The 25736-nt window shown below is 64.3% G+C and carries 27 protein-coding genes; 10 read left to right on the top strand and 17 right to left on the bottom strand.

Annotated elements, in window-relative coordinates; genetic code table 11:
* Positions 1 to 3 precede the first annotated feature (3 nt).
* The 4 genes from ABC728_RS22875 to ABC728_RS22860 are packed head-to-tail and all read right to left on the bottom strand — an operon-like array spanning position 4 to position 2981.
* A complete protein-coding gene (locus tag ABC728_RS22875; protein WP_416620414.1) occupies positions 4 to 672 on the bottom strand; it encodes an HAD-IA family hydrolase in 669 nt (222 codons plus the stop codon).
* 7 nt (positions 673 to 679) lie between these two features.
* Positions 680 to 1717 (bottom strand): RluA family pseudouridine synthase, encoded by a 1038-nt coding sequence (locus tag ABC728_RS22870; protein WP_416620415.1) that lies wholly within the window; start codon positions 1715 to 1717, stop codon positions 680 to 682.
* Positions 1714 to 2094 carry a fluoride efflux transporter CrcB gene (gene crcB, locus ABC728_RS22865; protein WP_416620416.1) on the bottom strand — a complete coding sequence of 127 codons (381 nt, stop codon included), beginning with the start codon at positions 2092 to 2094 and terminating at the stop codon, positions 1714 to 1716. Before crcB ends, ABC728_RS22870 begins: the two co-directional genes overlap by 4 nt.
* Positions 2091 to 2981 carry a hypothetical protein gene (locus ABC728_RS22860; protein ID WP_416620417.1) on the bottom strand — a complete coding sequence of 297 codons (891 nt, stop codon included), beginning with the start codon at positions 2979 to 2981 and terminating at the stop codon, positions 2091 to 2093. The genes crcB and ABC728_RS22860 overlap by 4 nt, the downstream gene beginning before the upstream one ends.
* 164 nt (positions 2982 to 3145) lie before the next feature.
* On the opposite strand from ABC728_RS22860, the gene ABC728_RS22855 reads away from it, so the two are divergent.
* The 5 genes from ABC728_RS22855 to hemB all read left to right on the top strand — a co-directional run bounded on the left by ABC728_RS22855 (position 3146) and on the right by hemB (position 8774).
* Positions 3146 to 3625 carry a glutathione peroxidase gene (locus ABC728_RS22855; RefSeq protein WP_416620418.1) on the top strand — a complete coding sequence of 160 codons (480 nt, stop codon included), beginning with the start codon at positions 3146 to 3148 and terminating at the stop codon, positions 3623 to 3625.
* 76 nt (positions 3626 to 3701) lie between these two features.
* On the top strand, positions 3702 to 5090 hold the full coding sequence (locus tag ABC728_RS22850) for an aspartate aminotransferase family protein (RefSeq protein WP_416620419.1): 1389 nt from the start codon (positions 3702 to 3704) through the stop codon (positions 5088 to 5090).
* A gap of 290 nt (positions 5091 to 5380) precedes the next feature.
* Positions 5381 to 6595 (top strand): 5-aminolevulinate synthase, encoded by a 1215-nt coding sequence (hemA, locus tag ABC728_RS22845; protein WP_416620421.1) that lies wholly within the window; start codon positions 5381 to 5383, stop codon positions 6593 to 6595.
* A gap of 266 nt (positions 6596 to 6861) precedes the next feature.
* Positions 6862 to 7629 (top strand): Hpt domain-containing protein, encoded by a 768-nt coding sequence (locus tag ABC728_RS22840; protein WP_416620422.1) that lies wholly within the window; start codon positions 6862 to 6864, stop codon positions 7627 to 7629.
* Between the two features lie 137 nt (positions 7630 to 7766).
* Positions 7767 to 8774 (top strand): porphobilinogen synthase, encoded by a 1008-nt coding sequence (gene hemB / locus ABC728_RS22835; RefSeq protein ID WP_416620423.1) that lies wholly within the window; start codon positions 7767 to 7769, stop codon positions 8772 to 8774.
* A gap of 25 nt (positions 8775 to 8799) precedes the next feature.
* Here hemB and ABC728_RS22830 read toward each other — a convergent pair whose 3' ends face one another.
* The 4 genes from ABC728_RS22830 to ABC728_RS22815 form a co-directional block, all read right to left on the bottom strand.
* Positions 8800 to 9396, bottom strand: coding sequence for a hypothetical protein (locus tag ABC728_RS22830; protein WP_416620424.1), 597 nt, complete (start codon positions 9394 to 9396; stop codon positions 8800 to 8802).
* A gap of 59 nt (positions 9397 to 9455) precedes the next feature.
* A complete protein-coding gene (locus tag ABC728_RS22825; RefSeq protein ID WP_416620425.1) occupies positions 9456 to 10361 on the bottom strand; it encodes a YheT family hydrolase in 906 nt (301 codons plus the stop codon).
* A gap of 79 nt (positions 10362 to 10440) precedes the next feature.
* Complete coding sequence (locus ABC728_RS22820; RefSeq protein WP_416620426.1) at positions 10441 to 11295, bottom strand: alpha/beta fold hydrolase; 855 nt, start codon at positions 11293 to 11295, stop codon at positions 10441 to 10443.
* A gap of 99 nt (positions 11296 to 11394) precedes the next feature.
* Positions 11395 to 11877 carry a flavin reductase family protein gene (locus ABC728_RS22815; RefSeq protein WP_416620427.1) on the bottom strand — a complete coding sequence of 161 codons (483 nt, stop codon included), beginning with the start codon at positions 11875 to 11877 and terminating at the stop codon, positions 11395 to 11397.
* Positions 11878 to 12044: 167 nt separating this feature from the next.
* Here ABC728_RS22815 and ABC728_RS22810 point away from each other — a divergent pair, with 167 nt between their 5' ends.
* The 4 genes from ABC728_RS22810 (at position 12045) to ABC728_RS22795 (ending at position 16763) form a co-directional block, all read left to right on the top strand.
* Entirely contained in the window at positions 12045 to 13208 is a 1164-nt protein-coding gene (locus ABC728_RS22810) for a flagellar motor protein MotB (protein WP_416620469.1), read from the top strand.
* A 245-nt stretch (positions 13209 to 13453) separates the two neighbouring features.
* The gene (locus ABC728_RS22805) at positions 13454 to 15007 is read left to right on the top strand and encodes a circularly permuted type 2 ATP-grasp protein (RefSeq protein ID WP_445376512.1); all 1554 of its coding nucleotides are present in this window, start codon (positions 13454 to 13456) and stop codon (positions 15005 to 15007) included.
* Between the two features lie 14 nt (positions 15008 to 15021).
* Entirely contained in the window at positions 15022 to 15993 is a 972-nt protein-coding gene (locus ABC728_RS22800; protein ID WP_416620428.1) for an alpha-E domain-containing protein, read from the top strand.
* 23 nt (positions 15994 to 16016) lie between these two features.
* Positions 16017 to 16763: an arginyltransferase gene (locus ABC728_RS22795; protein WP_416620429.1), complete on the top strand. Its 747-nt coding sequence runs from the start codon at positions 16017 to 16019 to the stop codon at positions 16761 to 16763.
* Between the two features lie 21 nt (positions 16764 to 16784).
* Here the strand turns inward: ABC728_RS22795 and ABC728_RS22790 are convergent, their stop codons facing one another.
* From ABC728_RS22790 to ABC728_RS22780, 3 genes are read right to left on the bottom strand one after another with little or no spacing between them, the layout of a single operon-like run.
* On the bottom strand, positions 16785 to 18491 hold the full coding sequence (locus tag ABC728_RS22790) for a GMC oxidoreductase (protein ID WP_416620430.1): 1707 nt from the start codon (positions 18489 to 18491) through the stop codon (positions 16785 to 16787).
* Complete coding sequence (locus ABC728_RS22785) at positions 18491 to 19045, bottom strand: gluconate 2-dehydrogenase subunit 3 family protein (protein ID WP_416620431.1); 555 nt, start codon at positions 19043 to 19045, stop codon at positions 18491 to 18493. Before ABC728_RS22785 ends, ABC728_RS22790 begins: the two co-directional genes overlap by 1 nt.
* On the bottom strand, positions 19042 to 20271 hold the full coding sequence (locus ABC728_RS22780; RefSeq protein WP_416620471.1) for a 3-keto-disaccharide hydrolase: 1230 nt from the start codon (positions 20269 to 20271) through the stop codon (positions 19042 to 19044). The genes ABC728_RS22785 and ABC728_RS22780 overlap by 4 nt, the downstream gene beginning before the upstream one ends.
* Between ABC728_RS22780 and ABC728_RS22775 the strand changes: the two genes are divergently transcribed.
* The gene (locus ABC728_RS22775; protein WP_416620432.1) at positions 20270 to 20467 is read left to right on the top strand and encodes a hypothetical protein; all 198 of its coding nucleotides are present in this window, start codon (positions 20270 to 20272) and stop codon (positions 20465 to 20467) included. The two genes, ABC728_RS22780 and ABC728_RS22775, sit on opposite strands and share 2 nt — an antisense overlap.
* A 75-nt stretch (positions 20468 to 20542) precedes the next feature.
* Here ABC728_RS22775 and ABC728_RS22770 read toward each other — a convergent pair whose 3' ends face one another.
* Genes ABC728_RS22770 through flgC form a run of 6 tightly spaced genes read right to left on the bottom strand, consistent with a single transcriptional unit; the run spans position 20543 to position 25727 of the window.
* On the bottom strand, positions 20543 to 22744 hold the full coding sequence (locus ABC728_RS22770) for an ATP-binding protein (protein WP_416620433.1): 2202 nt from the start codon (positions 22742 to 22744) through the stop codon (positions 20543 to 20545).
* 44 nt (positions 22745 to 22788) lie between these two features.
* Positions 22789 to 23868 (bottom strand): flagellar biosynthesis protein FlhB, encoded by a 1080-nt coding sequence (flhB, locus tag ABC728_RS22765; RefSeq protein WP_416620434.1) that lies wholly within the window; start codon positions 23866 to 23868, stop codon positions 22789 to 22791.
* A gap of 16 nt (positions 23869 to 23884) precedes the next feature.
* Complete coding sequence (gene fliR, locus ABC728_RS22760; protein ID WP_416620435.1) at positions 23885 to 24649, bottom strand: flagellar biosynthetic protein FliR; 765 nt, start codon at positions 24647 to 24649, stop codon at positions 23885 to 23887.
* Positions 24649 to 24939, bottom strand: coding sequence for a flagellar biosynthesis protein FliQ (fliQ, locus tag ABC728_RS22755; protein ID WP_416620436.1), 291 nt, complete (start codon positions 24937 to 24939; stop codon positions 24649 to 24651). Before fliQ ends, fliR begins: the two co-directional genes overlap by 1 nt.
* Positions 24940 to 24957: 18 nt before the next feature.
* Positions 24958 to 25272, bottom strand: coding sequence for a flagellar hook-basal body complex protein FliE (gene fliE, locus ABC728_RS22750; protein WP_416620437.1), 315 nt, complete (start codon positions 25270 to 25272; stop codon positions 24958 to 24960).
* A gap of 41 nt (positions 25273 to 25313) precedes the next feature.
* Positions 25314 to 25727, bottom strand: coding sequence for a flagellar basal body rod protein FlgC (gene flgC, locus ABC728_RS22745; protein WP_416620438.1), 414 nt, complete (start codon positions 25725 to 25727; stop codon positions 25314 to 25316).
* Positions 25728 to 25736 lie beyond the last annotated feature (9 nt).

The following is a 25736-nucleotide window of genomic DNA, read 5'->3' as shown; positions in this document are numbered from 1 at the left end:
TTTTCAACCCTTGTCCAACAGGCCGGCCACCGCGTCGGGCAGGGCGGCATAATCATGCACCAGCCGGTCGGCCCCCGCCGCCAGCAGTTCGGCCCCGTCATGGTAGCCCCAGGCCACGCCGACGGACCGCACACGCGCATTGCGCGCCATCAGGATGTCGAAACTCGTATCGCCGATCACGACCGTGCCGCTTGCGTCCGCCCCGCTTTCAGCCAGGGCGGCATGGACCATGTCGGGGCTGGGCTTGCCTGCCACGCGGTCGCTCGTCTGCAAGGTCACGAAGCGCGGGGCAAGCCCGTGATGGGCCAGGGTGGCATCCAGCCCGCGCCGGCTCTTGCCCGTGGCGATGCCCAGCGCGAACCCCGCCGCCTCCAGCCTGTCCAGTGCTTCCAGCACACCATCGAACAGCGGTTCCGGATGGGTGCCGGCCAGCCGGTTGTGGTAAAAGGCCGCCTTGTAGGCCTCGGCGATGGCCTCATGCGCGCTTGCATCCAGCAGGGGCGCCAGTTGGGCAACCGCAGCGACCAGCGGCAGGCCGACGACGCGGCGCACCGCCATGGGCGGCGGCGATATAACGCCGTGAGCGGCGAACCCCGCCTCCATGGCGGCGATGATGGCATGCTGGCTGTCAACCAGCGTGCCATCGCAATCGAACAGGGCGAGTTTCAGCACATCGACCTCAATCCAGCGCCGTAAACGGGTCTTCCTTCAGGTTCTGGCTGAACCCGAAATAGTCCCAGGCGGGGCGCATATGGTCGGGCAGCGGGGCTGTCACGTCGATCATCCCGCCGCGCGGATGCGGAATGATGATGCGCCGCGCATGCAGGTGCAGTTGGCGCTTCATGTCCGCCCCGTCCAGGAAGGCGGCCTGTCCGGCATATTTGCCATCGCCCAGGATGGGGGTGCCGATGGCATTCATATGGACACGCAACTGGTGCGTGCGCCCCGTGCGGGGCCACAGCGCGACGAAGGCCGCCTTGCGGTGGGCATGTTCCAGCACGGTATAATAGGACTGGGCACGCTGGCCATTGCGTTCATCGACCATCATGCGCTCGCCCCCCGCCGCCATCTCCTTGGACAGCGACAGGTCGATGCGGCCCTGGTGCGGTTCCGGCACGCCCACCGTGATCGCCCAGTAGATCTTGCGCGCATCGCGGCCCCGGAAGCTTTCGGTCAGGCGCGTGGCAGCAAAGCCGTTGCGGGCCAGGACCAGACAGCCGCTGGTATCCTTATCCAGCCGGTGGACCAGCTTGGGCCGGCCCTCGGCGTCGAATTTCAGCAGGTCCAGCATGGCGTCCAGGTGCTTGGCCTGGCCCGTGCCGCCCTGAACCGCCAGGCCGGCCGGCTTGTCCAGCACGATGACGTCGGCATCGCGGTAAAGCACGCAGGCGCGAAGGGCCGCGACATCCTTGTCGCTGAAGACGGGTCTGGGCGTTTTCGCGGCCCCCTGCGCGTCCGCCGGTACCGGTGCCGGGGTGGCGTCGGGCAGCGGCGGAATACGCACGGTCTGGGCCGGTGCCAGCCTTGTGTTGGCATCGGCACGCTTGCCGTCCACCCTCACCTGACCCGTACGCAGCAGCTTCTGCAGGGCGCCATGGCCCACGGCCGGGAAATGCCGCTTGAACCAGCGGTCAAGGCGCATGTCCGCCTCGTCCTCGGCAACCATCCTCGTCTCGACGGCCTTAGCGGGGCCGCGCGCGTCACCGGCATCACTCATGCCGTCACCATCCGTACCAGATAAAGCCCGGCGAACAGGCCGCCGATGCCGACAATCACGGACGACAGCACATAGGCCGCCGCCAAACCGACATCCCCCCTTTGCAGCAGGGCCGCCGCATCCAGGGAGAAGGTGGAAAAGGTCGTGAACCCGCCCAGAACGCCAACCGTCAGGAAGGCCCGTACCTCTGCCGGTGGTGACCAGACATGAGCCATCAGCCCCACCAGCAGTCCCATCACCAGCGACCCGACGATGTTCACCGTCACGGTCGCCCAGGGAAAGCCCGTGCCGAACAGCCGTCCGAACCCCACCGCTGTGAGATAGCGCGCCACGGAACCGAACGCACCCCCGATTGCGACATACAACACCATCTTCATGCGCCGACCCCGAATATCCAACCCTCGCGGCGGGCGGTTTCTGCCGTCATGCCGGACGGGTTCCAGACGCCCGGCTTCGCCGCCAGGCGCGACAGCCCGGCCGCGGTGATGATGGCATCGCCGAGATCATCATTGTAGTCGAGCAGATCGTTCCACGCCAACCGGCAACCGAAAGGAGCCAGACATCGCTCAAGCTCGGCCTTTTCCCTGATCTTGTTCACATTCCCGTTCACCTGCTTGCGGAACAGGGTCGGAAACACCTCGACAATAACGCTCTGATCCGGCCCCGGCGTTTGCGCCGGCCATACCGCCAGCCTGTCACCCAGCAGGTTGCGCAACCGCCGCAATGTCAACATGCCGGCCAGCGACGCCTTGCCGACCTGCTTCGACCCGATGAGCTTGAACAATGATTCCGGCCGGCCAAGCCCGCCCGCCGCGGCCGCGATCTCCGTCTGTCGCCGCTTGCCCGTCCCGTCCCCCCAATGGGCCGGTCGCGTTCCCCTTATCCAATAGCTCGGCTGGAACAGGGGGTGGGAAACCGCGGCGCCACCGAAATCATCGGCGGCACCGTTGGCAGCCACATGCACCAGGTTCCACAGATCGAACATGTGGTCCTGATCGGTCCGGCCGTCGAGATAACCGACACCCTCCAGCCACGGCAGGGAGAATCCGAAATCGAAGCCGACAAGCAACCTCTCACCGCGTGCGACCCGTTCGGCGATCCAGTACGCCACCGCTTCCCGGCGCCAATGTCCTGCAACCGCAACGGCCGGATGGACGATACTATCCTGCCCGCAATGCGCGACGGTCACGCCTTTGTAATTTTTCTCCCGCCCCGACCAGTCGATGCCGACGAACCGGTCGAAATCCCTGCATATTTCCTGCATGCAAATCATATCCGCCTCTGATTCGGTATCCGTTCCTGACTTTATGATGTCCTGTGATGCGCCGGAAAGCGGGGCACCGGAAGTTTTCCTGCGAGGATGTTCGGCCATTGCCCAATCGCCGGTCCCGTCGCATCATCGTTCCCTGCAACCGGGAGGCAATATCGATGACCAGCATTTACGATTTCACAGCCAGGACGCTGGATGGCAAGGACGTATCGCTGGGCGAATGGCGGGGCAAGGTGATGCTGATCGTCAATACTGCCAGCAAATGCGGCTTCACCTATCAGTACCAGGGGCTGGAGGCGCTGTACCGCGATTATGGCGAGCGGGGGCTGGCAGTGCTGGGCTTTCCCTGCAACCAGTTCGGCCAGCAGGAGCCGGGGGATGCGGCGGAAATCGCCAATTTCTGCTCGCTGACCTATGATGTCAGCTTTCCCATGTTCGCCAAGATCGATGTGAACGGCGACGATGCGCATCCGCTCTACAAGTGGCTGAAGACGCAGAAGCGCGGTCTTTTGGGAACCGGCGGCATCAAGTGGAACTTCACGAAGTTCCTGATCGACCGGTCCGGCAATGTGACAGGTCGCTACGCGCCCACGACCAAGCCAGAGCAATTGACGGCCGACATCGAAAAGCTGCTGTGACGATACCGGTGCCGCCCCTTGCCTTCCGGCGGGGGCGGGCCCACCATGCGTCCGACCTGCAACAGGACGCATGATCATGACGCATCAGGGAAATTCCGCCGCCAGCCGCGACATCGCCTTCCATCTGCACCCCTATACCAACCTGAAGGCCCACGAGACGGTCGGACCGCTGGTCATTACCAGCGGCAAGGGTGTGACCGTCACCGACGAGACGGGCAAGGATTATATAGAAGGGGTTGCCGGCCTGTGGTGTACGTCCCTGGGCTTTGATGAGCCGCGGCTGGTGGATGCCGCCATCGGGCAGATGCGCCGTCTGCCCTTCTACCACGCCTTCGCCCATAAGTCGCATGAGCCAGCCATCGATCTGGCCGAGCGCCTGATCGCGCTGGCGCCCGTACCGATGAGCAAGGTGTTCTTCGCCTGTTCGGGGTCGGAAGCCAACGACACGGCCGTCAAGCTGATCTGGTACTACAACAATGCGCTGGGCCGTCCGCGGAAGAAGAAGATCATCGCCAGGGCCAAGGCTTATCATGGCGTCACCGTGGCGGCGGCCAGCCTGACGGGCCTGCCGAACTGCCACCGTGATTTCGATCTGCCCCTCGCCGGCATCCTGCACACCGACTGCCCCCACCATTACCGCCATGCCGAGCCGGGAGAGAGCGAGGAGGCGTTCGCCACCCGGCTGGCCGCCAACCTGGAAGCCCTGATCCTGCGCGAGGGGCCGGAGACGGTGGCCGCCTTCTTCGCGGAACCGGTGATGGGGGCCGGCGGCGTGATCCTGCCGCCCGCCACCTATTTCGAGAAGGTGCAGGCCATCCTGCGCAAATATGACGTGCTGCTGGTGGCGGATGAGGTGATCTGCGGCTATGGCCGCACCGGCAACATGTGGGGCAGCCAGACCTTCGGCATGAAGCCCGATATCCTGACATCCGCCAAGGCCCTGACCTCGGCCTATCTGCCCTTGTCAGCGGTGCTGGTCTCCGACGCCATCTACCAGGCCTGTGTGGATGAAAGCGCCAGGATCGGCACCTTCGGCCACGGCTACACCTATTCGGGCCATCCGGTAAGCTGCGCCGTGGCGCTGGAAACCCTGAAGATATATGAGGAGCGCGACATCGTGGGCAGGGTGCGTGCCCTGGCGCCGCGCCTGCAGGAGGGGTTGCGCGCCTTCCGTGACCATCCGCTGGTCGGGGAGGTGCGGGGCACCGGCCTGATCGCCGGGGTGGAACTGGTGGCCGACCGGGCAACGAAGCGGCCATTCGACGCGGCGCTGGGCGTAGGCACCAGACTGGTTTCCTTCAGCCACCAGCATGGCGCCATCCTGCGACCCATCGGCGACACGATCGGCTTCTCCCCGCCCCTGATCATAACGGAGACGGAAATCGATACGCTGCTGTTCCGGTTTGAAAAGTCGCTGGCCGACACGGCGGACTGGCTGGTCCGCGAAGGTGTCAGGCTGGATTGATGCCGCATGCCGAAGGCGGTGTTGCCGCCGCGTGTCCGCCAGATGGGCAGGGAAATCAGGAATACGCCCGCAAACCCCTTGCGGCGAAATGATGAATTGACCGAAATCAAGGCGATGTTAATCGTTACCCGTCATGTTTGCCCCCGATGGCCCGTCGGCAATGTCGGGACCCTGCGCGACAAGCCGTCGCGTGGGGTTTTGTGAAGCCAACCTTTGGAGTAATAAACAAGGGTGGACAAACGGCATGGCCGGCGTGACACTTATTGGTGGCGTCAACGGGACAGTGGCCCATGGATTACGAGAGCTTCTTCAAGAGCCAGATCGACGGTCTGAAGCGTGAGGGCCGTTACCGCGTCTTCGCGGATCTGGAGCGTCGTGTCGGGGAGTTTCCCACCGCCACCTTCCATGGTGAGGATGGGGTGCCCAAGGATGTCACGGTCTGGTGCTCCAACGATTATCTGGGCATGGGCCAGCATCCGGTCGTCATCGGCTCGATGATTGACAGCCTGCATAAATGCGGGGCCGGGGCCGGTGGCACGCGCAACATCTCCGGCACCAACCACTACCATGTGCTGCTGGAACGCGAGCTGGCCGACCTGCACGGCAAGGAAGCGGCCCTGCTGTTCACCTCGGGCTATATCAGCAACCAGGCCACGCTTTCGACGCTGCCACGGCTGCTGCCCAATTGCGTCGTTTTCTCCGACGCGCTGAACCACAATTCGATGATCGAGGGCATCCGTCATTCCGGCGCGGAGAAGCATATCTTCCGCCATAATGATGTGGAGCATCTCGACGCCCTGCTGTCGCGCTATCCGAAGAACCAGCCCAAGCTGGTCGCCTTCGAAAGCGTCTATTCCATGGATGGCGACATCGCCCCCATCGCGGAAATCTGCGACGTGGCCGAGAAGCATGGCGCCATGACCTATCTGGACGAAGTGCACGCCGTTGGCATGTACGGCACCCGTGGTGCCGGTGTCGCCGAACGCGACGGTGTCATGGACCGTCTGACGGTGATCGAAGGGACGCTGGGCAAGGCGTTCGGCGTCATGGGCGGCTATATCACGGGATCGACGGCGCTGGTCGATTGCGTGCGCAGCTTCGCGCCGTCCTTCATCTTCACCACCTCGCTTGCACCCGTGCTGGCGGCCGGGGCGCTGGCTTCCGTCATGTTCCTGAAGGAACATAACGAAATCCGCATCCGCCACCAGGAGCGTGCCGCCACGCTGAAGCGCCGTCTGGCCCAGGCTGGCCTGCCCGTCATGCCGTCGGTCAGCCACATCGTGCCGCTGCTGGTCGGTGACGCCCATCTGTGCAAGCAGGCCAGTGACGACCTGCTAAAATACCACAACATCTATGTTCAGCCGATCAATTACCCCACGGTGCCGCGTGGCACCGAACGGCTGCGCCTGACGCCGACACCGTTTCATGACGATCGCAAGATGGACCAGCTGGTCGAAGCCCTGCTGTCGGTCTGGCAGAACCTGGAACTGAAGCGCGCAGCCTGACGCAGCCTGATGGTGAATATCCGTCGCGGCGGCTGACCGGTCGCCACGCGGACAATATGGACAGGGCCCGGAAACGCAAACGGCGTTCCGGGCCCTTTCTGCGTTCGGGCCGCATCACGCGGGGGGGGGGGGGGCGGCGACCTGCCCGTCCGTTGTGGAGATGTTGTAACCCATTGGTCATTGCAGCCCCCTTGATGACAACCTTCCGGCGCGGTACAGGGGGATGAAATGGAAACGTTCAGCCGATAATGACGAGGAACGCAGGGATGGCAGAGGTCGATATGGATGAGCTGATGGCTCAGCTCAAATCCGAATTCAGCGATTACATGAGCGACCGGCTGTCCACCATCTACAATGCGCTCGACCTGTTGAAGAAAGGCCAGGCGCATGCTGCCGACACGCTGCGCGAGGTGCGGCGGGAAATCCATTCCCTGAAAGGGTCCGGCACCACCTTCGGCTATCCCATCGTCTCCCTGATTGCCCAGCGGCTGGAGACCTATGTCAATGATCTGAAGGATCTCGACGAGAAGCAGATTGCCGACCTGCAGACATTCGCCGACCGCATGGCGGAAATGGCGGAGCTTGATGAACAGCCGGATATCGCCTCCACGAACCTGATTATCCGCCGCCTGCCCACGCGGTACGAATTCGACATTACCGACGTGGAAATCCAGGATGTCGAAATCATGCTGGTCACGCCGAACAAGCTCGTCGCCCGCCGCGCGGCCACAGAGCTGGCGGCTTGCGGCTACCGCGTCAATATCATCCCCGACCCGATCGAAGCCATTTCCATCGCCGTGCGCATGCCGCCGGACATGATCATCGCGTCGGCCGTCATGGATGGGCTGGGCGGGATCGACCTGATCCGCGGCCTGCGGGCCATGTCGGTCACCGCCCACGTGCCGGCGGCCCTGATGACCAGCATGGGCGCCGACCAGTTGCGCGGCGTGCCGGAGGAAGCGGCCATCATCCGCTTGGGCGCCACCTTCAGCGACGACATCGCCGCAACGATCACCCGGTTCAACCTGGGGTGACGACCGGTCCCGCGCGCCCTTCCCCTGTGCGCGCATTCCTGGGGCCGTAGGTCGCAGCCGATGCTGTTGCCGGGCCGGGTGGTTGGGGCGTAGCATCCCGGCCAGCCTTCATCGTCTTTCCCACCAGGGCCGGCCCCATGTCCCACAGCCAACCGCACACCGCCTTTCCCCGAAGCCGTCCCCGCCGCAACCGTGTGGATGGCTGGACACGCCGGCTGGTGGCGGAAAACCACCTGACCACGTCCGACCTGATCTGGCCCGTCTTCGTGGTGGAGGGCGAGAACCAGCGCCAGCCCATTGCCAGCATGCCCGGTGTTGAACGGCTTTCCCTGGACCTGCTGGTGCCGGCCGTGGCGCAGGCCCGTGACCTGGGCATTCCCTGCGTCGCGCTGTTCCCCGTCATACCGGTGGAGCGCAAGGACCCGGCCGGCAGCCTGTCCGGCGATCCCGACAACCTGATGTGCCGTGCCATCCGCGCCATCAAGCAGGCAGTGCCGGATATCGGCATCCTGGGCGATGTGGCGCTGGACCCCTATACCAGCCACGGCCATGACGGCATCGTGCGCGACGGTTATGTCCTGAACGAGGAGACGGTGGATGCGCTTGTCCGCCAGTCCCTGGTCCAGGCCGACGCCGGTTGTGACATCGTGGCCCCGTCGGACATGATGGACGGGCGCATCGGGGCCATACGCGATGCGCTGGAAGGGCGCGGGCACACATTGACGCGCATCTGCGCCTATGCCGCCAAATACGCCTCCGCCTTCTATGGGCCGTTTCGCGATGCCGTGCAGACCGGCGGCCTGCTGAAGGGGGACAAAAAGACCTATCAGATGGACCCCGCCAACGCCGAGGAGGCCTTGCGCGAGGTCGCCCTGGACATTGCCGAAGGGGCCGACATGGTAATGGTCAAGCCCGGCCTTCCCTATCTGGACATCGTGCGCCGGGTCAAGGACGGCTTCGGCGTTCCGACCTTCGCCTATCATGTCAGCGGCGAATACGCGATGCTGCGTGCGGCTGGCGGCCATGGCTGGCTGAATTACGATGCGGCCCTGCTGGAAACCCTGCTGGGCTTCAAGCGTGCCGGCGCGGATGCGGTGCTGACCTATGGCGCGGTGGACGCAGCCCGCCTGCTGCGCGGGAATTGACGGGTCCGTCGCTCCCCGTCCCCTTTCAGGCCGGCGGCCGCCAGGGCTTGACCTCAACCGCCCTATCCTGATCCAGCCGGCCGATGCAGGCGATGTTGGACGGACCATTGCCGAACGCATCGGCTTCCGGCACACGCAGGGTCACCTCCAGCAGGACCATGTCGGCCAGCATCTCCCCGAACGGTTCCGGCCGGTCGCCGCCCGTGCCGCGCGCATCGGAGCCGAAGATGCGTTGAAGATACCAGGACGCACCGGAAAGCCCCGTGGGGGCCCCGGTCAGCAGATGGCTGCGAAGCATGCCGTAAAGTTCCTGGCACTGCGCCAGGGTGCGGCTGCGGGCCGGCATGGGCAGGGAGACATAGGCAACGACCCGCCGGTCGAAATGACGGAACGATGTACCGGTTTTCACCAGTCCGTCGCGCCCGTCGGTGAGATCCAGGGCCATGGTGGCCTGCCGCACCTCCCGATCCAGCCGCAGCATGCCCCAGTCCAGCAGGGTGACGGGTGTTTCCAGCAGCCAGGCATGCAGCCGGGGGTCGGTTCGCCGGTCATCGCCCCCTTGCTGGCCCAGCGCGGCGGGCACAAGAAGCGACAACAAGCACAGCCAGCCCAATACCCGCATCGCCGGTCCTCCCGCATTTCAAGAGGGGCCAAGCGTAGCGCCAGGGTATGACCCTTATGTTACAGCGCGTCCAGGAACCGTTCCAGGCAGCGGTCGGACCACACGCCGTTGCGTCCATGAAAGCCGACATGTCCACCCGACCGGCTGATGGCCGGGACCAGACAGGGATGGCGATCCCATGGAAAACCGGTATAGGCGTCGGGCGGTATCCAGGGGTCGTCCAGCGCATGTACCAGAAGCGTGGGCACCCGGATGCGCGGCAGGAAGGCCAGGCCGGAATTGACGGCATAATATTCCGCCGCCCCGGACCAGCCGTTCCACGGGGCCACGACCTTGTCGTCGAAATCCCACAGGTCGCGGGCGGCCATCGCCGCATCGGCCCAGCGCGCACCCAGCCGGGCACGATTGTCACGCATGTCCCGCTTCATCTGGCCCAGCAGGCGGCTATGGTACAGCCGGTTACCGCGCGCGCAGAACAGCCGGCTGCCGGCCGCCAGATCGATCGGCGCGGATATGGCAGCCCCGGCCCGAACGGTTGTGGGGAAATCCCCCTCACCCAGGAACTTCAGCACGCAATTGCCGCCCAGCGACCAGCCGACCACGATGACGCCCCGTGCCGTCAGTGCCGATGGCAAGTCAGCCAGCACCGCCCGCAGGTCCGCCGACCGGCCGGCGTGATAGCGCTGCCGGCAGGTGGCTGCGGATGGCCCCGCGCCACGCAGGTTCAGGCGCAGCACGCCATGGCCACGGTCCAGCAAAATCCGCGCCGTAGCCCGCATGTAATAGCTGTCCTGACTGCCCGTCAGCCCATGCAGCAGGACCGCCAGAGGTTGTTCGGATGCCGACGCTTTATCCGGCATGTCGAGTGCGCCCAGCAGGATATCCCCGCTGCCATCCCGCATCGTGAAGCGCATTTCGCGGGCAGGCGGCAGCAGCACCTTTGGATCGACCAGCGTGTTCCGCATGGTTTGAAGGTGCGCGCCATACCACGGGAAACGCGGTCTGAAGTATGGAAAATCAATAACTTGCGGCAGGTTTCCGCAGTCAGTCATGAGCCAGGAAATTCCGCACGGCCGTCACCTGGTCATCCGCCAGCAAGGCCGGGGCATGCCCGGCGTCCGGCACCAGATAGAGGGAGGCGCGCGGCCCTTCCTTCGTCATGCGCTCCGCCGTGTCGGCCAGCAGCAGATCGGACTGTGCGCCCCGCACGACCAGCACCGGCTGACGGATGGCGGCCCAGACCGGCCACAGGTCGACATCGGTGACGGCACTGTTCTTGAATATGCGGGCGATATCGGGATCATAGGCCAGCCGGAAGCCGCCGCCGGGCTGCGCATCGCTGCTGGTTTCGGCCATGCGGCGCCATTGGGCGTCCGTCAGCGCGCCGAACCCGGCATAATGGCTGCGGAAATAGGCCTCCACCCCGTCCATGTCGGCGAAGAACGGGTCCTGGCCGACATAATCGCCGATCCGTTCCAACGCCTGGCGCGGAATGAAGGGGCCGACATCATTGATGACCAGGCGACCGATCGGGCTGTTCGGCTGTGCCGCCAGCATCATGCCGATCAGCCCCCCCATGGAGGTGCCGACCCAGTCAACCTGCTCCGTATCCAGCCGGGCCAGCAGCACGGCCATGTCGGCCAGATATTGCGGGTAGCCGTAATTGTCGGGGTTGGCCAGCCGGCCGCTGCCGCCGCGTCCGACAATGTCGGGACAGACCACCCGTGCCCCCAGCCTGTCAGCCAGATCGGCTGCCAATATGTCGAAATCCCGCCCGTTGCGCGTCAGGCCATGCACGCAGACGATGGTACGCGCGCCGGTTCCCCATTCACGATAGGCGATGCGGTGGAACCCGGTCGCCGACAGTCCCTGGCAGGATTTATCGACAAAGCTGGTCATTCTCGGGCGGTCTCCGGCTGGCATGCGGGCGACCTGCTTAGCATGCGGAACCGGGGGACCGGAACCCGGAAACAGCCGGGCCAGCCGCCGGGCACCGCATCATTCCGCTTCCAACGCGGCATAGGTGCCACGATAATAGAGGAGCGGTGTGCCGGCGCGGCTGGCAAAGCGCAGGACGCGCCCCACGATGATCATATGGTCGCCGCCTTCATGGACGGCATGGCGGGCGCAATCCATGACCGCCAGGGCGCCGGGCACGATGGGCGCCCCGCTTTCCCAGCGTTCGGCCGGCATCCCGTTCCAGCGGCCTTCCGACGGGCCGGAGGCAAAATTCCGCGACACTGCCTGCTGTTCGGCGCCCAGAATGGCCAGGGAGAAGCCACCGGACAACAGAAAGGCGGCAAGGCTTTCAGACCTGTTGTCCAGGCAGAACAGGACCAGCGGCGGGTCCAGCGACACGGACGTGAAGGAATTGATTGTCAGGCCGACATCATGCCCGCCCGGCCCCGTCGCAGCCGCCACGCAGACGCCGGTGGCAAAGCAGCCCAATGTGTCGCGGAAGGCGCGCTGATCGAAGGTCATGCTCTGGTCGGCTCCTTTCGGCTGGCGTCATGGACGGTTACCCGACCCCGTTCCGCCACGCAAGGCCGGAGGTCACGGGTCTGCGACCAAAGGCGTGGCGATTGCCGGTTTGCGGGGGGGCACCGCACTTGCTACAGTGCGGGCTTCTGACGGCGGATCGGACTGGCATCGTGGCAGGCGGCGAAGAAAAAGCCCCCATCATCATCAAGAAGATCAACAAGGGCGGTGAAGGGCACCATGGCGGCGCCTGGAAGGTGGCCTATGCCGACTTCGTGACCGCGATGATGGCCTTCTTCCTGCTGCTCTGGCTGCTGAACGTCACGACGGCCGAGCAGAAGATGGGTATCGCCGATTATTTCAGCCCGGCCAGCGCATCCAAGCAGACCAGCGGGTCCGGCGGCATCCTGGGCGGGCAGACCATCCGCGTCGATGGCGCCATGGTCAATGCCAGCAGCCCGCCCGGCATCACGGTTCCCACCCCCACCATGCCGGCCGCCGCCAATTCCCAGGAACAGACAGACGACAGCCAGGACAGTTCCAGCGGCCGGCCGACCGAACAGGACGTGACGGGCAAGGGTGCGGGCGAGCGCGAAGGCGGATGGACACGCGGCGACGTGGTCAATGGCCTGGCCGTTCTGGAACGCAATGGCGGCACGCAGGAGGCCGACCGCAACGGCGACGGCAAGGTTGACGAGGCCGAACTGCGCAATGCGCTGGCCCGTCATGAGGAACAGCAGTTCGCCCAGGCGGAGGCGGAGCTGCGCCAGGCCATCCAGCAGATCCCCGAACTGCGCGACCTGGCACAGAACCTGATCATCGACAAGACGCCGGAAGGCCTGCGCATCCAGCTTGTCGACCAGGAAGGCTATTCCATGTTCCCGTCGGGCAGCGCGCGCATGCTGCCGCAGACGGCCCAACTGATGTCGCAGGTGGCGCAGGCCGTGGCCAAGCTGCCCAACAAGCTGTCGATCAGCGGCCATACCGACAGCATTCCCTTCAGTGCCGGCGCTTCCTATACCAATTGGGAATTGTCGACCGACCGCGCCAATGCCACGCGCCGCGCGCTGGAAGCCACGGGAATTGCCGACAACCGGTTTGAAACCGTGGTGGGCAAGGCGGACCGCGATCACCTGTTCAAGGATGATCCGAACTCCCCGCGCAACCGCCGCATTTCGATCGTGCTGCTGCGGGAAAACCCGCTGCTGGCCTCCCCGCCGGCCGGCGGTGGCGGCCCTGCCGGCGGTGATGCACCGGCATCCGCGCCCACCCCGCCTTCCCGCACGCCACCCGGCGTCCTGCCCGCTCCCTCCACGCTGAGCACCACGCGCTAGCTTCTGTTCGGTTCAGCCGTTCGCACCGCACCCATCGCCGGCGGATGGGTCCCTTTTGCGGCAACCGCGCCACAGCCGGCAGACCGCAGCGCCAAGGAACCGAATTACCCACAGAATTGCATCACGGCCCCCCTGTTCAAACCTTTACGATCTGTTAGTCTCTTTTGTGCGGATGCGAAACGAAACCGCCGTCGGCACCGCCCTCGACGACGGATCGCATGGCACGAAGGGCGCAGGGGGCTCTGTTGAGCGGGTCTGGAAAAGGTGTTGACGACCTGTTGTCGTCCTATGATGCCAACGGTTTCTATGACGAGCTGTTCGGCACGGCCAGTCATCCGGCATTGCATACCGAGGCGGTGAAGGACCGGCTTCGACAACTTGACTATGACGACCTGCGGCGGCGCGCTTCCGATGCGGAACGCGAGCTTTACAATCTGGGCATCACCTTCCTGGTGTATAGTGATGCCAAGGCCGTCGACCGCATCCTGCCGTTCGACGTGATTCCGCGCATCATCTCCGCCCCGGAATGGACGCATCTGGAAAAGGGCGTGCAGCAGCGCATCGCGGCGCTGAACATGTTCCTGCACGACATCTATCACGACCAGAAGGTGCTGAAGGACAAGATCATACCGGCGGAACTGGTATTGGGGAACGCCAACTACCGGCCGCAGATGCAGGGCATCACCCTGCCCTTCAAGACCTATATCCAGATCATGGGCGTGGATCTGGTGCGTGATCATGACGGCACCTTCCGGGTGCTGGAGGATAATGGACGGGTGCCGTCCGGCGTGTCCTATGTGGTGGAAAACCGCCATATGATGCAGCGCGCCTTCCCCGATCTGATGGGCGATATCGGCATCCGCAGCGTCGATAATTATGGCGCCAAGCTGCTGGAGGCGATGTGCGAGATCGCACCGCAACGGCCGGAGGGGGACAATACCGAGCCCCAGGTCGTGCTGCTGTCGCCAGGTGCCTATAATTCCGCCTATTTCGAGCATATCTTCCTGGCACGCGAGATGGGCGTGCCGCTGGTGGAAGGCCGGGACCTGACCGTGCTGGACGACAAGGTCTATATGAAGACCACCGGCGGGCTGCGCCGCGTCGACAGTATTTATCGCCGTATCGGTGATGATTTCCTGGACCCCCTGGCGTTCAATCCCGACAGCCTTCTGGGTGTGCCCGGCATTTTCGAGGCCTACCGCAAGGGGAATGTGGCATTGGCCAACGCCATCGGAACGGGTGTGGCCGATGACAAGGCGGTCTATGCCTATGTGCCGCGCCTGATCAAATATTACCTGGGGGAGGAGGCCATCATCCCCAATGTGGAAACCCATATCTGCCGTGAACCGGACGCCCTGAAATACACGCTGGACAATCTGGACAAGCTGGTTGTCAAGCCCGTGGGCGAGGCTGGCGGCTATGGCATCACCATCGGCCCCCGTGCCAGCCAGGCCGAACTGGATGATTGCCGCGCCAAGCTGCTGGACGACCCCGCCAATTACATCAGCCAGCCCATGATCCCGCTGTCGGTCTGCCCCACCCTGACCGAGGAAGGGATCGGGCCGCGGCATGTGGACCTGCGTCCCTTCGCCATCACGGCAAGGAACACCTGGGTGCTGCCGGGCGGGCTGACGCGCGTCGCGCTGAAGAAGGGGACGCTGATCGTGAATTCAAGCCAGGGCGGCGGATCGAAGGATACCTGGGTGCTGACCGAAGGCCCGGTGGAGGAACCGCCGCCGCCCGATGCCAGCATCGATCCCTTCCAGTCGCAATCACAGTCCCAGACCCAGAGCCAGTAAGGGGAGAAACGGACATGACAGCCCTTCTCGCCCGCTATGCCGAATGCATCTTCTGGATGGCCCGCTATATGGAGCGGGCCGAGAATCTGGCCCGTATCCTGGACGTACACGAAACCTTTGCCCGCGACAGCTTCGGCGCGACCAACTGGCTGCCCATCCTTCGCCTGAACGCCGACGAGAAGCGGTTCTTCGAATTCTATCCCGTGGCGTCGGTCAAGAATGTCCTGAACTTCTATGTGCTGGATCAGCAGAACCCGACATCGATCGTCGCAGCTGTTTGTGCAGCGCGGGAGAATGCGCGGCAGTTGCGCCCCCTGATCAGCACGGAGATGTGGACGCAGATCAACGTCTTCTACAACCGTCTGCTGGCCTGGAGCCCGGCTGATCTGGCCCAGCACAATATCCAGCGCCTGTGCAACTACATCAAGGAGGCCTGCCAGACCCATACGGGCATCACGGAAGGAACATTCTTCCGGGATCAGGGCTGGCATTTCTACAATCTGGGCCGCAATCTTGAACGGGCCGACCAGACGACACGCCTGCTGGACATCAAGTATCACACGCTGCTGCCCAGCCCGCGTGACGTGGGCACCCCCATCGATATCAGCCAGTGGAACAGCCTGTTGCGCTCCGCCGCCGGTTACCACGCCTTCCGCCGTGTCTATCCGCGGGGCATGACGCCCGCCGCCGTGGCCGGCTTCCTGCTGTTCAATGACAATTTCCCGCGCTCCGTCCAGGTTTGTGTGCGGGAAGTGGACAGCCTGCTGACCCGGCTGAACAGCAAGTACCGGCTGCGCCGCGGCACCCTGCCGCTGGAACGGTCGGATGAGTTGCGCGGCGACCTCACCAACCAGACCATCGATGCCGTCATCGCCCAAGGGCTGCACGAATATCTGGACGGGCTGCAGATAAATTTCGGCAAATTGTCGAACGATATCGCACAGGCCTTTTTCATGGTGGACCAAAACGGTAGCCTGTCTGCCTGAAACCAGATCGGCTGAAAGGCCCCATGAGCGTCATCCCGCCCCTGCACCGACCGCTGCAACAGTTCTTCCGGTCCGGACCCATGCCCTGCCCCTATCTTTTGGGCCGGGTGGAACGAAAGCTGTTCACACGTCTTGTCGGCCCGCAGGCGGCGGAGGTGAATTCCGCCCTGTCACGCGCCGGGTTCCGGCGCAGTCACGACATCGTCTACCGCCCCGTCTGCCCCGGCTGCTCGGCCTGCGTGCCGGTGCGGGTGCCGGTGGGCCGGTTCACACCCAACCGCACCCACCGCCGCGTGCTGCGCGCGAATGAGGATCTGTCGCTGGATCTGGTGGCCACGCCGTCCAATATGGAACAGTTCCAGCTTTTCGCCGCCTATCAGGATGCACGGCACAGCGACAGCGACATGAACCGCATGACCCCCGGCGATTTCGCGTCGATGGTCGATGAAGGGCGGGTCAACACCTTCATGGCCGAATTGCGGGACGCGGATGGGATCCTGCGCGGGGCCATGCTGGTCGACCGGCTGGATGACGGCTATTCCGCCGTCTACAGCTTCTATGATCCGGATTTCCCCCAGCGCAGCCTGGGCACACACCTGATCCTGGCCATGATCGAGCGGTGCCGGCAGGAGCGGCTGCCCTATCTCTATCTGGGCTACTGGATCGAAGGCAGCCGCAAGATGGCCTACAAGGCCCGCTTCCAGCCGCTGGAGGCCCTGGGCCGGGACGGCTGGATTCCCCTTCCCACCCCGCGGATGGCGGAGTTCTGATCTCCCCCGGACGCCCAGGCGCTACAGACGGCCTTCGCGCAGCAGTTCGACCGCATGGCCGGCTGCGCGCGCCGTCAGCGCCATGTAGGTCAGGGACGGGTTCTGTGTGCCGCTGGATGCCATGCATGCCCCATCGGTGACGAACAGGTTCGCCACCTCATGCGCCTGATTCCAGGCGTTCAGGACGGAACTGGCCGGATCGCGGCCCATGCGCGCCGTTCCCATCTCGTGGGTCTTGGACCCGACGGGCATGTCGAACCGGGCACCGGCCGTCACATCCTCGCAGCCACCGGCGGTCAGGATCGCTGCCGCCTCCTCCCGGCCGCGCGCGATCATGGCCTTTTCATTGGCGCGCAGGGTGCAATCCAGATGTGCCAGGGGGATGCCCCAGCGGTCGACCTTGGTGGGATGCAGGGTCAGGCGGTTGTCGGGATGGGGCAGCATTTCCCCGAACATGTCGATGCGGATGGTCCAGGGACCATATTCCAGCGCCGCCTGCTTGGCCGCCTTCCCGATGCCGGGCCGCAATCCCGCCGCATCCAGCGGCCGGCCGCGGTTCGCCGATCCCTGGAAGCCGAAGCCGCGGATGAACCCGTCACCGGGACGCTGGCTGTCCGTGCGGTAATTGGGGATATAGATATCGTTGGGCCGGCGGCCATAGGGGTAACGGTCCAGCAGCCCGGGCACCCGCCCGGCGGCCCACGCCCCGCCGACATGGTCCATCAGATGGCGGCCCAGCGCGTCCGATCCGTTGGCCAGCCCTCGTGGGTGGGCGTCACTGCGGGAATTCAGCAGGATATGGGCAGACCCGATGGCGGACGCGCACAGAAAGACCAGCCGGCCGCGATGGATGGTTGCTTCCAGGCTGCCGGCATTGATCACGCGCACGCCCACCACACGACCCGTGGCCGGATCGACCTCCAGGCTGTGGCAGATGGCGTCGGTCATCACGGTCAGGTTGCCGGTGTTGCGCGCTGCTGGCAGCGTGGCGGAAAGGCTGGAGAAATAGGCACCGTAGGAGCAGCCGCGGCTGCAATGCGACCGGGCCTGGCAGGGTCCGCGGCCCAGCGCCTGCTGTTCAACGGTGGGGGCGGTCAGGTTCGCCGTGCGTCCCATGATCATGGGTACGTCCGGCATGGCACGCTTCAGCGCGGCCGCCACCTGCCTTTCGGCACAGTTCATCTCGAACGGCGGCTGGAACACCCCGTCGGGGACGGCATCCAACCCATCCGCCGATCCGGCAATACCCGCGAACCGTTCCACGTGATCATACCAGGGTGCCAGATCGCCATAACGGATGGGCCAGTCCACCCCATGTCCGTCGCGGGCATTCGCCGTGAAATCCGCCTCGCCCCAACGATAGGATTGCCGCCACCAGGTCAGTGACCGGCCTCCAAGCTGATAGCCCCGTGTCCACATGAAGGGCCGGTCATCGGGATAGGAGAAGGGATAGGTCTGTGTGTCGGCAAAGAACTGCAGATGCTGCATCCGGTAGATCCAGTCACCCTTGTCCTTCATATATTGCCAACCCTGGCCGGCATAGGATTCCGGAACCAGATTGCGGAACTCGATCTCCCATGGGGCCTCGAAATCCGTATAGTCGGGCCCCGCATGTTCCACCTGCCGGCCCCGTTCGATGACCAGGGTCTTCAGCCCCTTCTCGCACAGTTCCTTGGCCGCCCAGCCGCCCGTAATGCCGGACCCGACGACGATGGCATCCCAATCCATCAGCGATGCTCCTCCACCAGCCGCCGATAGTCGGCCTGTGACAGGTCGCCGTGATAGGCGCCGGGCACGGCGACATAATCGGGGTCTGCCCCCTGCGAGGTGAAATAGGCGTAATAGACAAGCTGTTTCAGCCGGCGGTAGGGCTGTGTCGCCGGCAGCGCATCTGCCGCAAAGGCGGCATGGTCGATACCAGCCAGCAGGGTGGCGCGGCCGGCGGCCGGGCGCGACAGAAAGCCGTCCGCTCCTGCCTGCCGGTCAATCCCGGCCAGCGCGGCCCGGAACTGGGCCTGTGTCGCCGGCGACGCCCAATCCAGCATCAATGCATCCATCACCCCATGCACATTGGCAGCCCTGGCACCAGGTGTGCCGGTGGGCGGGATCATGATATCCGCCAGTTCGGCCAACAGGGCCATCTCCGGGCCGGTGAAAAATCGGCCGGCCGCACCATCCGGCACCTGCGTGCCGTCATAGGCGCCGGCCGGCACCGCCGCCAGCAGCAAGGAACCGCCAACCAGACGGATGGCACCGGCCAGGGCCTCTCGCCGGTTCATCATCGGCTCCCGCCCTCAAGCGGAAGGATCCGGATGGAACGGAAGCGCATGGCACCCTGGCCGGGCAGCAGGACGATCGGACCGCTTTCCGGCAGGTTCAGTGCCGCCCGGTCCTCAGCAACCAGCAGCGAACCGTTGAGCCAATGTTCGATCCGGTCACCGGTGACACAGATGCGCACCCGGTTCCAGTGGCCCACAGGCTTCATGGCCGGCTTGTCCGGGTTGGGGTCTGTCAGGTTCCTGGCTGCAATCCGGCCATCCATGCTGCCGCTGGCCGTCATCCCCTGCCCGGCCGGCCCCTGCGCCAGGCGGTAGGTGGCGCCATCCAGATAGAGGATGCCGCCTGCCGCTCCTTCTTCCTCGGCTGCGACGTCCATTTCCAGTTCGAAGGCTGCCAAGCCTTGTGTAGCGATGAGGGGTGCCGATGTGGCATCCCGCCGGATCGTTCCGTCATCAATCCACCAGCCACCGGGCGACCATCCCACCCAGCCGGCTTTGTCCGTGCCATTCCAAAGCAGGCGCCAGCCCAAGGCATGGCGTTCGGCCGTCAGATGGTTGGCGATGTGATCCTGTTCATCGCGCGCATCGACCGGACTGGCGAAACGGGCAGGATCATCGGTGATCACGCGGATATCGCGGAACCGCACCTCCATCCCTTCATTGGCCGGGTCCGGCCCCACATCATGCACCTGGAGGCCGAAAAAGCCGCGGGCGGTCAAGTCATCGACCAGATTGGCCGCCGGCTTCCCGTTCAGCCAGGTGCGGATGCGCGGACCGATCGCCTCCACCCGCAGGTGGTTCCAGCCGCCGGGACGGAACGTGGCCTGCGTTTCCGGCCGATGGGCCGGGCTGGCCAGCCACAGGCGCCGTTCCTCATCATAGATGCCCCCGGTCCAGCGACGGTCGGAGGGGTCGATCTCAACCTGATAGCCATGGACCACGCCGTCGCGATAATCCGGCCGGCTTTCGGACCGGATCATCACACCTGTGTTCAGACGCGGATCGGTCTTCACATCGAATTCCAGGATGAAATCACCGAAAGTTTCCCGTGTCGTCAGGAAACTGTTCTTCGACGCGGCCACCGACCGGCCGACGATCTCTCCGCCTTCCAGCGTGAAGGGCGCGTGCCCGCCCAGCGTTTTCCAACCGGGCAGGCCGCCATCGGCCGCCGGTCGATCCGGGATCAGGCGGCGCCAGGGCGGCGGCGGCGGCGCGGCCCGCACCGGCATGAAGGGCAAGCCCAAGGATCCGGCCATGAAACCAAGCGCCGTGCGACGTGACAACGTGCAGCGTGACAGCGGCATCGCCATCTGTACCCTCCCGATCCTGTTCGTGCCGGGCTTGTCATTGGAGAAGGCGCCCGGTTATCTGACAACCTTGTCATATATCATCGGTGCAAGCCGGGGAAGACCAATCATGCAGTGAATGGTCAGAACCCGATGGGGATACGCAAAGAAACACCGACGCACGCTGCTCAAGCAGGGCCGTCCACACATGGTATCAGGTGTCGTCGTCCATCACTTCCTTCACCTTGCCGGCCAACTGCTTGAGACTGAACGGCTTCGGCAGGAACTCCACCGCCTCGCCACCGCCGACGGCGCTGCGGAACCGTTCCTCCGCATAGCCGGAGATGAAGATCACCTTCACATCGGGCATGAATTCCCTTACGGCGCGGATCATGGCTGGCCCGTCCAGTTGCGGCATCACGACATCGGTGATGATCAGGTCCACGGCCGGCCGGTCCGGTGCGCGCAGGATTTCCAACGCTGCCTCCCCGCTCTTGGCTTCCACCACCTCGTACCCTTTGTTGCGCAGGGCGCGGGCGGAGAAGATGCGCACCGCGTCCTCATCCTCCACCAGCAGGATGCGGCCCACGCCGGTCAGGTCGGCGGCCCCCTTCTCTCCCCGTTCCGGCGCGGGGGGGCTTCCTCCCTCCTCCCGGTGGCGTGGCAGATAGATGGAGAATTTCGCCCCGTCGCCGGGCGCGCTGTCTACAAAGATGAAGCCGCCGGTCTGGCGCACGATGCCATAGACGGTCGAAAGGCCCAGCCCTGTGCCGGAGCCCAGTTCCTTGGTGGAAAAGAAGGGCTCGAAGATGCGTTGCAGGTTTTCCTGGGGGATTCCGATGCCGGTATCGATAACCTCGATCACGACATAATCGCCTGCGGGCAATGTTTCCGTGGCCCGTTGTACCGGGGCGGCGACCGGCAGGTTGGACGTGACGATGGTCAGTTTCCCCCCCGTCTCGACCATCGCATCACGCGCATTGACGCAGAGATTGATGATCACCTGCTCCAACTGTCCCTGATCCACCTTGACCAGGCCCAGGTCGCGCCCATGCATCATGCGCAGTTCGATATTCTCGCCGATCAGGCGCCGCAGCAGGTTCGACAGTTCGGCCAACACGTCGGTGACAGACAATATGCGCGGCTGCAATGTCTGCTGACGTGAAAAGGCCAGAAGCTGGCGGACGAGATTGGCGGCCCGATTGGCATTCTGCTTGATCTGCATGATATCGGTGAAGGAATGGTCCCCCGGCTTGTGCCGCAGCAGCAGCAGATCGCAAAAGCCGATCATGGCGGTCAGCAGATTGTTGAAATCATGGGCGACGCCACCCGCCAGCTGGCCGATCGCCTGCATCTTCTGCGATTGGACGAACTGTGCCTCCAGGTTTTTCTGGTTGGTCATGTCCACCAGATAAAGGATCAGTTCGGGCCCCGCCACGCCGTCCAGCCGCCGGGCATAAAGATGCACGATGGGGCCGGGACTGCCCCGCAGCGCCACCTCGTGCGGGGCGGGGGCTACCCCGCCATCATGCATGATGGCGGCCAGACGCTGTTGCACAACAGATCGCTGATCACGCCGGAACAGATTGATGACCGGCCGGCCCTGGGCATCGGCCATGACCATGCCGGCCAGGGCCAGCACCGTGTCGTTGCATTCCAACAGCCGGTATTCGGCATCGACCAGGGCGATACCCATGGGCGCATAATCGAAAAACCGCTGGAAGCGCGCCTCCATCGCCGCCAGCGCGGCATTCAGGCAATCGGTATCCACGGCCGGCAGGGGGGAAGGCGGCGCCACCTCTTCCGCCCCTGCCGACATGGTCGGCGCCGGCTGCGCCGGCGGGGCCTCCACCACCTGCCAAAGCATGTAGCCGGGGCATCCGTCCAGCGGCTGTACAAAAAGGCGGCGACGCCGCTCGCCCGGGAAGGTGATATCCACCTGTCCGCCCTGCCCGCGCTCTGCCGCGGCCTGCAACCGTTTGATCTCCAGCGGCGCCAGCCCGCCGCCCGCCGCGGCACCCAGGGCATCCAGCGGCAATTGCCGGCCGGGTGTGGCAAGGTCCCGGAAAGCGGGATTGTACAGGACGCCCCGGCCGTCGGGCCCCAACAGCAGCGACGGTACCGGCGATGCCTCCAGCGTGCGGGCCAGCAGGTGGCGGCGCCACTCGGTCTCGCCGCTGCGGGCCGCCACCGCCCGGATCAAAAACAGGGCGCCGAAGGCCAGCACCCCACCGGCCAGCCAGACCACCAGGCCTCCGCGCAGGCCCGCCGCCCATTCGGCCGGCGGCGGGCCGTCCAGCCGGGCCAGATAGAACATGGCCGCCAACGCCACCGCGACCAGCGCCCCCAGCCCCAGGGCGGCAACGCGGGCCGTCGGATTCAGGCCGGACAGGGAAACGGGTGTGCTTTTGCGCATGGGCATTCGACCGGTGTCGGAAGATGTTGACGGATCGGGCGGGATCAGCGCGACAGGGGACGCCGCTTCATCTTGAACACATAGGAGATGATCTCGGCGACGGCCTTGTAATGGTCGGGCGGAATTTCCTCGTTCACTTCCGCCGAGGCGTATAGCGCGCGGGCCAGGGCGGGGTTGGCGATCAGCGGCACGTCATTCTCCTCCGCCACCTCACGGATACGCTGCGCCAGATGGTCGACACCCTTGGCGACGACGGTTGGCGCGCCCATGCTGGCCTGATCATATTTCAGGGCCACAGCATAATGGGTGGGGTTGGTGACCACCACATCGGCCGACGGGATGTTGCCCATCATGTTGTTGCGCGCACGCTCCATGCGCAATTGCCGGATCTTGCCCTTGATCAGCGGGTCGCCTTCGGCCTGTTTGAACTCGTCCTTGATCTCCTGCTTGGTCATGCGCATCTGCTTCATGAAAGCATAGCGCTGATAGACATAGTCGGCACCGGCGAGCGTCAGCAGCACCAGCAGGACGGCGAAGATGACCTTGGCCGCCAGTATCTGGGTCTCTGAAACGATGTCAATGATGGCCATGGCGATGAAATGATCGACCGATTGCCAAAGCGGCCGCAACATGATGTAGACGACAATCCCGACGATAATCAGCTTTGCCAGCGACTTCAGAAACTCCACAAGGTTTTTCATGGAGAATTTCTGTTTCAGCGCCGAAAGCGGGTTCAAACGGTTCAGGTCGAACTTGAACACCTTCTCCGTCGTCACCAGAAATCCAACCTGCACCACCGACGCCATGACGGCGGCAATCAGCAGGATCACCAGCGGCACGACCATCGAAACCAGAACCGAGGTTACCAGATCGATCAGCACAACCCCCAGCGCCCCACCATCCATCAGGATGGCGTGCGGCTGTTCGATGAAGGGCGTGATGGAAAGGCTGATGCGCCCGAAGGACCAGGGCAGAACCAGCAGGATCAGCACCAGTGCGGCGCTCAGCACGAATAGATGGTTGAATTCCTGGGATTTGGGAACCTGGCCCTTGTCGCGCGCCTCCTGCAGGCGTTTGCCGGTAGGTTCTTCTGTTTTACTGTCTTCATCCTGATCCTCGGCCATGCGCTCCCTCCCCTGCTCACGGCTGCAGGATGTTGATGAGCTGACCCTCGAACCGGTTCAGCCAATAGGTCATCAGGGCCGTCAGGCTGAGCCCCAGCAACAGCAGCCCCAGCACGATCTGGATGGGGATGCCGACGAAAAACACCTGGATCTGCGGCACCAGCCGCGCAATCAGGCCCAGCCCCAGATAGAACAGCAGACCGATCACCACAAAGGGTGCCGCCAACTGCATCCCGACCAGGAAACTGTCGCCAAGAACGCGGGCCAGATGCTGGGCGGCGTCCCCCAGGGGCAGCCATTCCCCCGGTCGGAACAGGCTGTAACTGTCCACCACGGCCAGCAGCAGCAGATGATGCAAATCCGTGGCGAAGATCAGCATCAGCGCCAGCATGGACAGCACGGCCGATACGGCATTGCCCGCGCCCGACATGGCGGGATTGAAAGACTGGGCCGCCGACAGGCCCACCTGATTGGCGATCAGCATGCCCGCCGTCTCAAGCGCGGCCATCATGAACCGGGCGATCGTGCCCAGGAAGATGCCGATCAATGCCTCTGCGATGACCAGCAGCGCCAGGTCACCCGGCCGGGATGGGGCCGCCGGCATGTCGGGCAGCATCAGCGGCATCAAAATGAAGGAAATCAGCAACGCCAGCAGCAACCGGATGCGCGGCGACACGAACTGTTCGCCATAGCCTGGCATGATCAGAAACGCCGAGCCGACGCGCACGAAGATCATCAGAAACACATAGACGGAACCGCCGAGAAGGGCGTCCAGCGACATCAGCCGCCATCCCCTTCAGGCCCGGTGCCCAGCGCCACGATACGGTCCATGATCCGCTCGGTGAAGCTTTGCAGATGCCCGTTCATGAAGGGCAACAGGAAAACCATGGCCGTGAACAGGATCAAAATCTTCGGCACGAAGGTCAGCGTCTGTTCCTGAAGCTGGGTCAGCGCCTGGAACAATGAGATGACAAGCCCCACCACCAGCGCGATCAGCATCAGGGGCATGCTGACGATGATCGTGGTGAAAAGCGCGTCGCGCACAATTTCGATGGCCTCGGCCTCGTTCATGATGGACGGTCCGGCTCGTCACATCGGCATGCGCAGAATTTCCTGATAGGCAGAGATCACCTTGTCGCGCACGCTGACCACGGCCTGCAGGGTCACCTCCGCGTTGGTGACGGCATTGACGACATCGGCCAGATCCGCCTTGCCAACAACGCCTTTTGCGGTCATCTCCTCACCGGTGCGCATGGTCTGCACCGACTGGGAAACCGCCTCTTCCAGCATGTCGCCAAAGGACGGTCCGTCGGTCGGCGCCGCGGCGCGCCCGCCGGGAACATTGAGCCCGCGCGTGGCCGCGTTGGTATAGGCGGCGGCGGCGTTGCTGAACGGGATGGCCATGGTTCGTCTCTCTCCACATCAAAACCGGGCGGTGGAACGGATCAGTTCGACCGCAAAAGATCCACAGTGCGCATGATCATCTGCCGGGTGGCTTCCAGCGTGTTCAGGTTCGCCTCGTAGGAACGCTGCGCCTCGCGCATGTCCATGCTTTCAACCAGCGAGCTGACATTGGGCAGCAGCACATAGCCGTCGGCATCGGCGCTCGGATGGCCGGGGTCGTAGCGGCGCTGGAAATCGCTGCGATCCACATCGATCTTGCGCACCTTCACCAGATCGGTATCCAATTCACGGTCCAGGACATTCTGGAACATCACGACCTTGCGGCGATAGGGAAGGTCGCCTGGAGAAGGGGCGGTGGAATTGGCGTTCGCCAGATTTTCGGCGATGACGCGCAGGCGCGTGCCCTGCACCTTCATGCCCGCGGCCGATGCCGCCATCGAATTCAACAGATCCATTCCCGCTCT

The sequence above is a fragment of the Niveispirillum fermenti genome (genome assembly GCF_052474395.1).
The sequence above is the reverse complement of the archived record's forward strand: the minus strand, read 5'-3'. Positions and strand labels throughout refer to the sequence as shown.

Bases quoted from the DNA above. Each gene is read 5' to 3' on its own strand.
- ABC728_RS22785 (WP_416620431.1), bottom strand. From the start codon at position 19,045: ATGATGAACCGGCGAGAGGCCCTGGCCGGTGCCATCCGTCTGGTTGGC.
- fliQ (WP_416620436.1), bottom strand. From the start codon at position 24,939: ATGAACGAGGCCGAGGCCATCGAAATTGTGCGCGACGCGCTTTTCACC.
- hemB (WP_416620423.1), top strand. From the start codon at position 7,767: ATGTCCCACAGCCAACCGCACACCGCCTTTCCCCGAAGCCGTCCCCGC.
- ABC728_RS22840 (WP_416620422.1), top strand. From the start codon at position 6,862: ATGGCAGAGGTCGATATGGATGAGCTGATGGCTCAGCTCAAATCCGAA.
- ABC728_RS22850 (WP_416620419.1), top strand. From the start codon at position 3,702: ATGACGCATCAGGGAAATTCCGCCGCCAGCCGCGACATCGCCTTCCAT.
- ABC728_RS22820 (WP_416620426.1), bottom strand. From the start codon at position 11,295: ATGACCAGCTTTGTCGATAAATCCTGCCAGGGACTGTCGGCGACCGGG.
- ABC728_RS22825 (WP_416620425.1), bottom strand. From the start codon at position 10,361: ATGCGGAACACGCTGGTCGATCCAAAGGTGCTGCTGCCGCCTGCCCGC.
- ABC728_RS22870 (WP_416620415.1), bottom strand. From the start codon at position 1,717: ATGAGTGATGCCGGTGACGCGCGCGGCCCCGCTAAGGCCGTCGAGACG.
- ABC728_RS22815 (WP_416620427.1), bottom strand. From the start codon at position 11,877: ATGACCTTCGATCAGCGCGCCTTCCGCGACACATTGGGCTGCTTTGCC.
- flgC (WP_416620438.1), bottom strand. From the start codon at position 25,727: ATGGATCTGTTGAATTCGATGGCGGCATCGGCCGCGGGCATGAAGGTG.
- ABC728_RS22830 (WP_416620424.1), bottom strand. From the start codon at position 9,396: ATGCGGGTATTGGGCTGGCTGTGCTTGTTGTCGCTTCTTGTGCCCGCC.
- ABC728_RS22775 (WP_416620432.1), top strand. From the start codon at position 20,270: ATGAAGGGCAAGCCCAAGGATCCGGCCATGAAACCAAGCGCCGTGCGA.
- ABC728_RS22780 (WP_416620471.1), bottom strand. From the start codon at position 20,271: ATGCCGGTGCGGGCCGCGCCGCCGCCGCCGCCCTGGCGCCGCCTGATC.
- ABC728_RS22790 (WP_416620430.1), bottom strand. From the start codon at position 18,491: ATGGATTGGGATGCCATCGTCGTCGGGTCCGGCATTACGGGCGGCTGG.
- ABC728_RS22770 (WP_416620433.1), bottom strand. From the start codon at position 22,744: ATGCGCAAAAGCACACCCGTTTCCCTGTCCGGCCTGAATCCGACGGCC.
- crcB (WP_416620416.1), bottom strand. From the start codon at position 2,094: ATGAAGATGGTGTTGTATGTCGCAATCGGGGGTGCGTTCGGTTCCGTG.
- fliE (WP_416620437.1), bottom strand. From the start codon at position 25,272: ATGGCCATCCCGTTCAGCAACGCCGCCGCCGCCTATACCAACGCGGCC.
- flhB (WP_416620434.1), bottom strand. From the start codon at position 23,868: ATGGCCGAGGATCAGGATGAAGACAGTAAAACAGAAGAACCTACCGGC.
- ABC728_RS22800 (WP_416620428.1), top strand. From the start codon at position 15,022: ATGACAGCCCTTCTCGCCCGCTATGCCGAATGCATCTTCTGGATGGCC.
- ABC728_RS22795 (WP_416620429.1), top strand. From the start codon at position 16,017: ATGAGCGTCATCCCGCCCCTGCACCGACCGCTGCAACAGTTCTTCCGG.
- ABC728_RS22855 (WP_416620418.1), top strand. From the start codon at position 3,146: ATGACCAGCATTTACGATTTCACAGCCAGGACGCTGGATGGCAAGGAC.
- fliR (WP_416620435.1), bottom strand. From the start codon at position 24,649: ATGTCGCTGGACGCCCTTCTCGGCGGTTCCGTCTATGTGTTTCTGATG.
- hemA (WP_416620421.1), top strand. From the start codon at position 5,381: ATGGATTACGAGAGCTTCTTCAAGAGCCAGATCGACGGTCTGAAGCGT.
- ABC728_RS22860 (WP_416620417.1), bottom strand. From the start codon at position 2,981: ATGCAGGAAATATGCAGGGATTTCGACCGGTTCGTCGGCATCGACTGG.